This window comes from Gloeocapsopsis crepidinum LEGE 06123 (assembly GCF_015207655.1).
In the GTDB taxonomy this organism is placed as follows: domain Bacteria; phylum Cyanobacteriota; class Cyanobacteriia; order Cyanobacteriales; family Chroococcidiopsidaceae; genus Gloeocapsopsis; species Gloeocapsopsis crepidinum.
Genome location: NZ_JADEWN010000108.1, coordinates 1 through 8,911, shown reverse-complemented (window position 1 = coordinate 8,911; position 8,911 = coordinate 1). Strand labels below are relative to the sequence as shown.

At 45.9% G+C, this 8,911-nt stretch carries 10 protein-coding genes; 1 reads left to right on the top strand and 9 read right to left on the bottom strand.

The genetic code is table 11. The features are described 5' to 3' along the window. Positions 1-122 precede the first annotated feature (122 nt). From IQ230_RS25395 to IQ230_RS25380, 4 genes are all read right to left on the bottom strand, one after another. Positions 123-1,352: an NB-ARC domain-containing protein gene (locus IQ230_RS25395; RefSeq protein ID WP_193934973.1), complete on the bottom strand. Its 1,230-nt coding sequence runs from the start codon at positions 1,350-1,352 to the stop codon at positions 123-125. 4 nt (positions 1,353-1,356) lie between these two features. Then, a complete protein-coding gene (locus IQ230_RS25390; protein WP_193934972.1) occupies positions 1,357-1,815 on the bottom strand; it encodes a hypothetical protein in 459 nt (152 codons plus the stop codon). A gap of 91 nt (positions 1,816-1,906) precedes the next feature. Further along, on the bottom strand, positions 1,907-2,377 hold the full coding sequence (locus tag IQ230_RS25385) for a hypothetical protein (RefSeq protein WP_193934971.1): 471 nt from the start codon (positions 2,375-2,377) through the stop codon (positions 1,907-1,909). Then, positions 2,378-2,557: a PhoU domain-containing protein gene (locus tag IQ230_RS25380; RefSeq protein WP_193934970.1), complete on the bottom strand. Its 180-nt coding sequence runs from the start codon at positions 2,555-2,557 to the stop codon at positions 2,378-2,380. A gap of 271 nt (positions 2,558-2,828) precedes the next feature. On the opposite strand from IQ230_RS25380, the gene IQ230_RS25375 reads away from it, so the two are divergent. Continuing rightward, positions 2,829-3,302, top strand: coding sequence for a thermonuclease family protein (locus IQ230_RS25375; RefSeq protein ID WP_193934969.1), 474 nt, complete (start codon positions 2,829-2,831; stop codon positions 3,300-3,302). Positions 3,303-3,310: 8 nt separating this feature from the next. On the opposite strand, the gene IQ230_RS25370 is transcribed toward IQ230_RS25375, so the two are convergent. The 5 genes from IQ230_RS25370 to IQ230_RS25350 all read right to left on the bottom strand — a co-directional run bounded on the left by IQ230_RS25370 (position 3,311) and on the right by IQ230_RS25350 (position 8,779). Beyond that, positions 3,311-3,778, bottom strand: a complete 468-nt coding sequence (locus tag IQ230_RS25370; protein WP_193934968.1) for a transposase — start codon at positions 3,776-3,778, stop codon at positions 3,311-3,313. A gap of 1 nt (position 3,779) precedes the next feature. Beyond that, on the bottom strand, positions 3,780-5,942 hold the full coding sequence (locus IQ230_RS25365; protein WP_193934967.1) for a hypothetical protein: 2,163 nt from the start codon (positions 5,940-5,942) through the stop codon (positions 3,780-3,782). Beyond that, positions 5,939-8,014, bottom strand: a complete 2,076-nt coding sequence (locus IQ230_RS25360) for a UvrD-helicase domain-containing protein (protein WP_193934966.1) — start codon at positions 8,012-8,014, stop codon at positions 5,939-5,941. The genes IQ230_RS25365 and IQ230_RS25360 overlap by 4 nt, the downstream gene beginning before the upstream one ends. Before the next feature lie 94 nt (positions 8,015-8,108). Next, positions 8,109-8,564 carry a DUF3368 domain-containing protein gene (locus tag IQ230_RS25355; RefSeq protein ID WP_193934965.1) on the bottom strand — a complete coding sequence of 152 codons (456 nt, stop codon included), beginning with the start codon at positions 8,562-8,564 and terminating at the stop codon, positions 8,109-8,111. Beyond that, a complete protein-coding gene (locus tag IQ230_RS25350) occupies positions 8,561-8,779 on the bottom strand; it encodes a UPF0175 family protein (RefSeq protein WP_193934964.1) in 219 nt (72 codons plus the stop codon). Before IQ230_RS25350 ends, IQ230_RS25355 begins: the two co-directional genes overlap by 4 nt. Positions 8,780-8,911 lie beyond the last annotated feature (132 nt).

The window sequence follows — 8,911 nt, the reverse complement described above, 5'->3', positions numbered from 1 at the left end:
TTCGCCGTGTTTCACTGCCGCCAGCGCTTTGCGGCGCAGGTCGTAACTGTAGGGGGCGGGCATGGGCACTTCCTCAACTCTCCTCTGCCCCTATAATAACGTCCTAATCTGATTGTGTAAGGCTATAGTGTAGTAATTTCTTGCTGAGTAGGGCTTTGAGGAACTTCCTTCGCCACTTCTACGATTGCTTGGCAAAAGTTATACTTCTGTTCGTTCGCAGCAGCTAAGTCCTTTTGCTTATTTCTCAAGAAATCTCGAATTAGCTGATGTAATTGATAAGTATCCTCACCCTGTAGCAAGTGCAAATTTTCTAATTCTACTCTGGCATCTTCCAGTACTTCTGAGCCTTGCTCAAAAGCAGCGCTTTCTACTAGTGACCAAGGAATCGGAGTCAAAGCGAATAAACTTAGCAAACACCCTAACTGTTGGGCTGGCTGATTTAACTCTTCCCAACTTAACTCAAAGGCTGCTGCTACCCCCTGTTTGATATTTAGCGTCCAAGTGCGGTCATTTTTATCTACTACCAAAGAACTATGCTCCAGCCCTTTCGACTCCAATCGGCGCAGCATTTCAGCTAAAGTTATCCTTCGTTTCTGCACGTATCGCCCTACCAATTGCAACGCTAGGGGCAAGTAGCCCAAACGCTGACAAAGTTCTTTTCCTGTTGCTAACTTTTGGTTGAGCTTTTCTTCTCCAACCAATTGAGCTAATAGTTCTAATGCGGCTGTCTCATCCAAAAGCTCCAGAAACAGAGAACCAGCTAAATCTAGCTTGAGTCGGGTTGTAATAAGTACCTTAAATTGGGATGGTTGTGGTGGTAGGAAAGGCTTAATTTGTCCGTAATCCTTAACATCATCCACAACTATTAGCTTATTCCCCTGATGCCAATGCTTCCAGCACCAACGGACGCGTTGAGGTAACTCTAAATCTCCTGGAGGTTGCAAACCCAAATCTGTCCTAGCAAATTCTACGATTTGCAGACCAATATCTTCCTCTCTTGCTGTTAGCCAGCAGATTCCGCCTGGGTAAGAGTCCAACTGTAAGTGGAGCAGCGAATACTGGATGGCTAGCTCTGTTTTCCCAACTCCCCCCATGCCTTCAACAGCAGCAATTATTACCTCATTATTTCGTTGTAGCTGTTGGTGGAGGCGTTCTAATTCTTTTCCGCGCCCAACAAACTTATCTGTGTTACTGGGGGGAATATTTTGAGGAAACCCTGTTGGTTGAGGAAGATTACCCAAATTGCTAATGATTTGATAAATCTGAGTAATATTCCCGACTGTGATATTACCTGCCTGAACATTCTCAAAGATTTTTTGGACAACTAATTGAGGATCTTGCTGGCTAGCCATCGCTTTAAGCTTCTTGGTTTAAGTTGCCCACATCAATGTTTTGAGCTTTTACTCCTGTAACCATTTCCTGCTCGACTGAACCACTCCGCGTTGCTTTCTGGCTGATGTCTTTTGCTTCCAAATCGCCAGTTAATTCAATCTCACTCAGCACTACCTGACGTACCTTTTCATCTTGTGCTTGTAGTTGCTCGACTATTTCCTTGAGTTTATGAGCAAACCGCTCATCAGCATCCATTTGGGTTTGTAGCTCATCCTGTAGCTTTGCCTTATTTGCTTCTGTTGGTTGGTTTTCTGCTCGGAGCAGCAGCCCTTCTGTTCCCTCTGCCCTCAATTTTTCCTGGATGGCATTTACCAGTTCAGTAAATTTATCAGCAACGCCCTTACCTAAAGCCTTTCCACCTTCTTTAATTGCCTCTGAGAAAAATAAAGAGACAATGACTGCTGCCGTTAGAGGTTCTACCATAAGCTCACACTTAAACTTAGTAGTGACAGAATAATATACAACCCTACTGTACAGTTTTCCGGATTTTCCGGTGAAATCTATAATACGCTTTTTAAGCAGTAACGCAGGTAGGACAAACTACACGAAAGGGCTTTTCGTAGAATAGGGTTCTAGTAGGAAGCTGATTGTTTCGTCCAGAAATCCTCCCACCAATCATTAGCCCGAATATGCGTAAAGCCAGCATCGGATTAACTGTATCTGGATGCCAAGTGGTTCCTGGAATTTTGAGGCGCTTTTGGGGAATATAGCGGTGAGCGCTTTCAACTTCCCCCGAACCGATGGGAAGACCTTGGGCGCGGAATTTTTCATAATGCACGGCATTAGAGAAACGTTTTAAATACCCAGACAAATTAGCAATGCGCTCTTGCCCTTGACCGTGATAGCTATTGAGTTGCCAAATGACTAGCTTTACGAGTCCTTTATCAGTTGCGTGGAGTTTATCATTAACGCCAAACAGGGAAGAGTATTTTATTCGAGACGCTCGATGTATGGTTAGACCTGTTGCCCTTGCCTCTTTTGTCACCTAAGTGCTAAGTTCGGCTAAAACTAGAGAGACGACAAAAAATCCTACCCGCCGCAGTATTTTGTTAACTTCGCCATCGAGTTCATGGACTTTTTGCGCTAAGTCTGATTCTTTTTTCAACAGCGCTTGGCACAGCTTCTGGCTCATTTCAACAACTATATCAGTATATCCGGTCTTCATGGCGGCTTTTGGTAGTTGAGCAATAGTCCTTCTGTGACACTGCCACAAAAAGAAGCAGTTTCAACCTCCTAGCTATTTCCAATGCAGCTTGCCTCTCTACCAACTGGTTTTGACCACACCCTTTTTTTATTGTTCACGATGATTTGATTTCTTACCAGAAGGGAATAATTTACTTAGCGAGGCTGCTACTGCACATTCAATCCCTCAGCAGCCTCCACCAAACTAACGCTGCACTCACTCCTGCGACACTACGGAAGATACGGATTTAAATATGAAGAGTTTGATAAGGTATTTAGTTAATGGTTTACCCCTCGTAGCGATCGCTCTTGTTATTGCCTTTGTTATTTATCCAAAGTTTGTTGCTCCTAGTGCAAAGTTAGATGGTGAAGAACGTAGTAATAAAATAGTTAATGCTCCTGAAAGGCGAGAACTTCCTCAATCTGAGGAGTACCAAGTTATTAACATTCACGATGGCGATACTCTTACAGTTCAGGGAAATTGGGGGAAGCAAAAAATTCGATTGTGTGGCATTGATGCGCCCGAACTGGATCAGCCGCTAGGTTATGAAAGCCGCGACTTCGCGCGATCGCTCGTTGCTTCTGCGGGTAACAATATTATACTGATGCCGATTGAAAAGGATCGTTACGGTCGAACGGTGGCGGAAGTATTCGTAGCCCTGAAAGATGGTCAAGAAAAGTCTTTGCAGGAAGAATTGCTAAAGAGCGGTTTAGCTAACTCATACTAAACCGCGTTCTAAAGAACAATTCTCAGATGAGGGAAGTAGGTCATGGAAGACAGCTTTGCAGGAGCTAGCATTAACTCCTGCAAGCCTTGGCAAAGGACATCTGTAACAGCATCAAGTGAGTCGAAGACTTTGTTGTAAAAATGCTTCTCTCTAACCTCTTCCCAAATGTGCTCAGTTGGATTGAGTTCTGGAGAACGAGCAGGCTGCTCAATTAGCCGGATATTTTCAGGTACAACTAGCCCAGCAGAGTGATGGTAAGTAGCTCCATCTACCTGAATAATGATGAAGTAGTCAGCAAACTCAATTGCCACCTGCTCCAAGAACAGATTCATCATCTCAGTGTTGGCATAAGGTAGCACCAAAGCAGTCATTTCTCCCAGTGCAGGTGCAACCGCCACAAAAGCATAAATATATTCTCGCACGATTTGCTTGGCAACACTTGGACGAATCCCAGGGGGAACCCATGCCCGTCTCACTTCACCAATACGTCCAAACTTGATGCGGAGAGCCGCTGCTCGTTGATTGGTATTGTCCGAGTTTTTGTTTGAGAAATTCCTCGCTTTGTTCGGTGCGGTTAGGAGTTGTTTTTTGACCGACCCATAAGCTTATCCGAAATGGTTCATTACCCCACTTGGTAGGATGTTCGCGGCGAATCGCTTCGCAGGCACAAATCAGCGCGGTTGCGCGTTGGAATTGCTGGAGGGTAAGCAAGCGTAATGTATAGCGCATTAATACAGCTACGCCTGATTCTCCCGAACGTCCGGCGATCGCTCCTTGCAATCGTCGCAGTCCAATTGTGTAAGCAGTTAAACCTAAGTAAGCTTCGGTTTTACCACCTCCTGTCGGGAACCAAAGCAGATCGGCGATCGCAGCAGTTTCGTGACAGCGATCTGGGTGCGCTAAATCTGTAATACTTGGTAAATTCAGCAAGATAAATGCAACTTGAAACGGTCGCCAAGAACGATTTTGAGCAACGTCAATTATGCTAATTTCCACGTCTTCACCGCGTCGCTTCTGTTCGGCATACAGCGAATGAACTCGTTGCTGCCACATTGCCTGATTCATAAATTGGAAGGCGGCAAGTGCTTTCGCATCCGCTTGCAATAAATCTAACCCTGACTGAATTCGCGCCTTGGCACGAGCGCAATTTGCAAGGGCATCGTTAGCAGTGTCCGCATATTCGTGCAGCTGAGCAACGCGATTTTTCTGTATGGCAATCCAATCTGCATAGGCACGCACAAGCGGATTTAGCTTTGCGAGCAACTCCGCAGCCGTGGAATTGGCTAACTCCTTCATATCTAAAACGAGTTCAGTTCCAGCTTCATCGAATGTCGGTGCATCAGTTTTAGGAACCTCATATGCAGGAACAACGCGAGTACAAAGACGAACTGCGCGGTCTGTCCTTCCAGCAGCTACCTCTGCATGAACGCCGATTCCATGTCCTATTGCAAATTCAACGTGACGTCGGTAAAGCATCTCCATAAGTTGTTCTTCGGCATACTGCCCAGGGTCACATTTGCCTGGTGATCGCACTTGCACTCTACGAATAAAAATATCTTTTTGATTTGTCGCCGATTCGACGCTCAGTTCAGGCTGAAACAACCATGCTTGATCGCGAGATCGCTGCGGTTCGCGTTGCTCATTGACTAAAAATAAACTCACGATCCAATCATCACCACACGCCCGAATTTGACCGCGCACATATACCTCGTGTTCGGGATCGATGCGCCAAGGCGCAATTTTGCCAGCGGTGAGCGAAATCGCTGGTGACTGCCCCACAATTGGATGTCTGCGCCAAATTTGTTTTGCTTTCCCTGCTGCGTTTTTTAGATATTCACTTTCAATCCGCTTGTATTGTCCCCATCCGGCTGTGATTCTCATTGCTGTGGCAGTTCCACTCACGCAAAAGCTCATCCCCATCGAAGACGGAAACATCGTTTCAGCTGTTGGATTGGTGGGTTCGGTTGTCCCATCGTCGCTTGTGCCTACGCCATTTACGGCAAGTTCGTCGAGTTGTTCAATACTAAGATCAACGCTTCCGGTTTGATCCGTCGTAAGTTCCTCGGTTTGTAACGCATCATCATCTGATTGTTCCAAACGCTGGCGGCGGTGTAAAGGAGCTATTAAGCCAACCAAATAGCGATCGCTCACTCGTGCTTCATCAATTTCTTCGTATTCCCCGCCTGCGGGACCTAAAAGATCTGCTAATACCGCTTGTTCGAGTTCGGCGCGAATTTGGTAGTACGAAGGTGGTTGGAGAATTGGCTCATTGTTGTGTTCAACCTCAAAAACACTTGGCACTGCAACGTTATCTTGTTGCGGAATCGATTTGGGTTGCTGCCAAAGCGCCGGTGCGATCGCATTAACCGTTGGTTTGGATTCGATATGAGGTTGACCAGATGATAGCAGTACCTGCGCAACTTTCTGCGCAATCGTATCGGATAACGTGCTAGTTTCACAGTCGAGAACTTCGGCATCGTCATCAAGATCCAATCCTGCCAGCAATACAGCAAGATACTGTTCTGGGGCTGAAATTACAGCGCTCCAGTCGAGTTGGGCAGTGCGTGAGCGCAACTGTTGATTAACAATTGCCAAGTCCAGATCGCCAGGTAAAATTGCTGGAAGCTTGATAATCTTCATACGAGATTCCACAGATGAGGAGCGAAATTTTGTAAGAGCAATGAGGGTTGCTGCGCTGGCACGATTACCAAAAGCGCGCGCATTGCTCTTGTCATTGCCACATAGAGCGATCGCCGTTCGCGAGTCAGAATTTCTGCAGAGGCTTCCATTGGTGTACCTTTAGGAATCGCAGAATACGAATCTAAAAAGCCTGCGATCGCCACTATCGGAAACTCTAATCCTTTGGCAGCTTTGATCGGTAGCACTTTGACTCCGTTGTAATTGAGATTGAGGTCTTTACTCGTCATAAACTGAGCCGCAATTCCTAGGTAGCTTAATTGCCCTGCAATGTTTTTACCGATTTTTTCAGTAGGAACCAAGATCGCACAAGCGCTTAAACCGAGGCGAAATTCCCGCGCTGCTGTGCGACAAAATTGCGCCAATAGTTCGCCCTCCGCCGCGCGATCGCTCACTGCGCGTACTGCCGGAGATGGTCCGGTATGGATGTATTGTTGTTGGATGTCGTCTTCATCGAGTTTGCCCTCTTGCAAATAAGAATGCGCTGCTTCGGCAATTTCTTTGGTGGTGCGGTGATTGATTTTGAGAATGCCCGTGCGTCCCACAAAGCTAAGCGATTGATGAACCTCACTCCAGCGAAAACTACTACCGTAAATTGATTGATTCGCATCAGCAGTAACGAATAAACGATTGGGTTCGCGACACAGTTGCACCAAAAACCGCAGTGCCACCGGACTGAGGTCTTGCGCCTCATCGACAATTACTGCATCGTAAAGCAACGTTGGCTGACTTTGCCAAATTGAGAGCGCACGCGATCTCAGTTGCGCCCAGGTTTCAATACCTTGACTTGCAATCGCGCGATTGCAGTGCTGGCGTAAATTCCAAATTGCTTGTCGCTGAATTTTGTTGAGCGGAATGCTACGCCCTATACGCGGAGTTGCTTGATACGCTTCTAGTGTGTCAATTCCTCTAGCATCAATAACTTCGGTGAGTTCTTCAAGTAGATATTCTGGCTGTAGCCGTTGCAATGTTAATCGTTGCGCTTGCTGTTGCAAGACATTTCCTTCTAATGTGGCGATCGCGTCGCCAATCGCTTGACGAATCAATTTGAGCAAATCTTTATTCGTAGCAATCTTTGGCTGTCCTGTCGCCGCACAAACCTGCGCGTACATCAACGCATCGGCGGTTTTCACCTCAACAAACTGCACATTGTTGCCTAAAAGCTGTTGTAGCAGTTGCTCCGAGAAAGTAACGAGAGCATTGGTATAAGTTGTAAACAGAATGCGCGGACGATGCACGCCATTTGCTTGTAGCTGTTGTAGAATTTCACGAGTACGGTAGAGCGCAACGGTACTTTTACCCGTGCCAGGGCTGCCTTTAAGCAGTGTAGGACCTGATGCCTTGATTGCCCAAGTGACAAATTTTTCTTGTTCGGGATTGAGTTTGAGTAAAAAACCTAACAAATCTCCTTCTTTGAAGCGCAGTAACGCATCCGCGTCGCCTGTAACAAAACTTGGTTGGTCGAGAACTCGGTCAAAGTTGGGTGCGGTGATACAGTCAAAGAGGCGATTGCGTACCGCATCAGGAATATTGGCAAGAAGTAAGTCATCAAAAGTACGACAGCCGAGCAATGCGGCAAAGCAAGCTTTGGGAATCAATAAACGTTCGAGTAATTCTGCGGTGAGTTCAACGGGTAAAATTTCTGCCGGCGATGATTGCAATGCAATTGCAGGTGCTTTTTCCGGCGTGAGTAGTTCATCGAGATCTGCAAAAGCCGTGACATCAATTTCTGTTGTTTCGGCGATCAGTTTGTCACCTTTATAAATGTCTTTACGCGCATCCACGCCTAGCAGCGCCACCCAACCGTCACCATAAGTATAAATAATGCGGTAGTCGCCAGAACGCAGGCGGTAAATATCGCCTTTGTATCCGTGCAGTTTTTTCTTTAAGCTACCGTGCGGTTTGGGATCGTTGCGTAAAACCTCAATCTTTTCCAAAATTTGCATCACTCGCTCTTTGGGAATCGCGAGCAATTGGTTGGTAAAAGTGGGCTTATGGATAATCTCAAAGTGCATTACGATATATCTGTGGGCAGCCTTATTCTAGTAAACCCGCAAATTTGTCAAATGTCACTTTGATTGTTTTAAGGTGTTGCAAAAAAGTGGAAATTTATAATTCACCTGCAATCTCCAACGCCCGATGAACTAGCGCCACAGAAACCCGAAAATCGGCTTGATCAAGGGCAATCAGCAACGGTCTGATTTCCGAAATTATCCCTTGTTGTTTGGCGCGGAGTAACACTCCAATCGTGCCAATGACTTTTAAACCCAGTTGAGTTGCAACGCGACGAGCCGTCAAATCATCTAAAATCGCAAAAACGTTGCCAATTTCTAAGGCTAAGGCAATTGCTTCAGCCTCTCCATTGTCTATTTGCGTGTTGAGCGCGGCGACAACTGCCCGATTTTTTACTGTTAAAACCGTAAGCCAAGTTGTTGTAATTCCAACTTCAGCCTGAACAGCAAACGGAATCATCACAGGTGAGAATACCTGTGGCAAAATATCAAGTCGTTGAATTCGTTCTAATCCAATAAGACAGGTGCTATCAGTGACAGCAGGGTGACTCATAAGCTGATTTCTCGATCCAATTCTGCTGCTGGATAGTTAATGACAGCAATGTTCATTTTGCTGATCAGTTCGATAAAAGTTTCTTTAGAATAACCTGCAAGTTTAGCCGCTTTGCCAAGTGAAAGCTTACCCACTTCGTACAGTTTGGCAGCAAGTAGCAGTCTTGCTTCGTCGTTAGAGATCGTAGGCGGAAGTTCAATTGTAAATTGGTTCATAGTTTGGCGTTGCTGAATAAGTAGTGGATATGCTAAAAAAGAAAGAGTTAACAAAACTCGGTCAGTCTAGATGAAGTGTCCACAGTGCGACTCCTCTAATCTTCGCAAAGATGGCCATCAGAATGGCAAGCA